1 protein-coding gene and 1 pseudogene are annotated in these 780 nt (G+C 58.7%); one reads left to right on the plus strand and one right to left on the minus strand.

Going from position 1 to position 780, the window contains the following annotated elements:
- Positions 1–263 (plus strand): transposase domain-containing protein (locus MKD50_RS30500; RefSeq protein WP_252669778.1); only part of this gene is annotated, 263 nt, incomplete at its 5' end.
- Between the two features lie 97 nt (positions 264–360).
- On the opposite strand, the pseudogene MKD50_RS30505 reads toward MKD50_RS30500, so the two are convergent.
- Positions 361–780, minus strand: a pseudogene (locus MKD50_RS30505) (transposase); the annotation flags it as partial.

Below are 780 nucleotides of genomic sequence, written 5' to 3' on the forward strand. Positions count from 1 at the left end.
CGCTGTATGCCAGCGATGGTCGCGTTGAGATCGACAATAACGCCGCGGAGCGGGCGTTGCGGGCTGTTGCTCTCGGTCGAAAGAACTACTTGCACTTCGGCTCCGACAGTGGCGGCGAACGCGGCGCCGCTATCTATTCGCTGGTGGCCTCAGCCAAGCTGAACGGTCTCGACCCCGAGGCCTACCTGAGCCACGTTATTGCGCGCATCGCCGACCACCCCGTCAATCGCGTCGCAGAGCAGATCCGCTCAACCGCCACCTAAAGGTAACCCTCTCGTCAAGAACGCTGACCGTCGGACGGTTACGACCGGACCTTGACTTCTCTTGTTTCATGCAGGCAGCGGCTGGCCGGCGATTAAAAGCATCGAATGGAGTGTGCTTCGCAGCGATAGCCCATGCCTCGAGCTAGCTTGTTGGTCAAGGCGCAAGCCACCACGCTCTAGTGTCTACGCGCCGACCGCGCACATTGTAAGAGCAGCCGTCGGGTGTTCTTTTCTCTTCGCTTGCTGATCCCCAGCGGATTGGCTCTCCCGCCTGCACGTACTGACGTGGCACAACGCCAATCGATGCCGCAAAATCTCGGCTGTTGCGGTACTGCTTTCCGTCACCCGCTCCTGCTGATAGCACGCTCGCAGTAATGAACCCCAATGCCAGGATCCTCATTAGACGCTGCCCAAAATCGTCGGCGGCAAGCTAACGTACGAGTTTTTTGTCGATCTCCGCAATCTGTGCATCGATATACTTGTAGTGGGTGTGGAGGCGCTCGAGGCTCTCTACTAG

Source organism: Cupriavidus mimosae (genome assembly GCF_023952485.1).
In the GTDB taxonomy this organism is placed as follows: Bacteria; Pseudomonadota; Gammaproteobacteria; order Burkholderiales; family Burkholderiaceae; genus Cupriavidus; species Cupriavidus taiwanensis_C.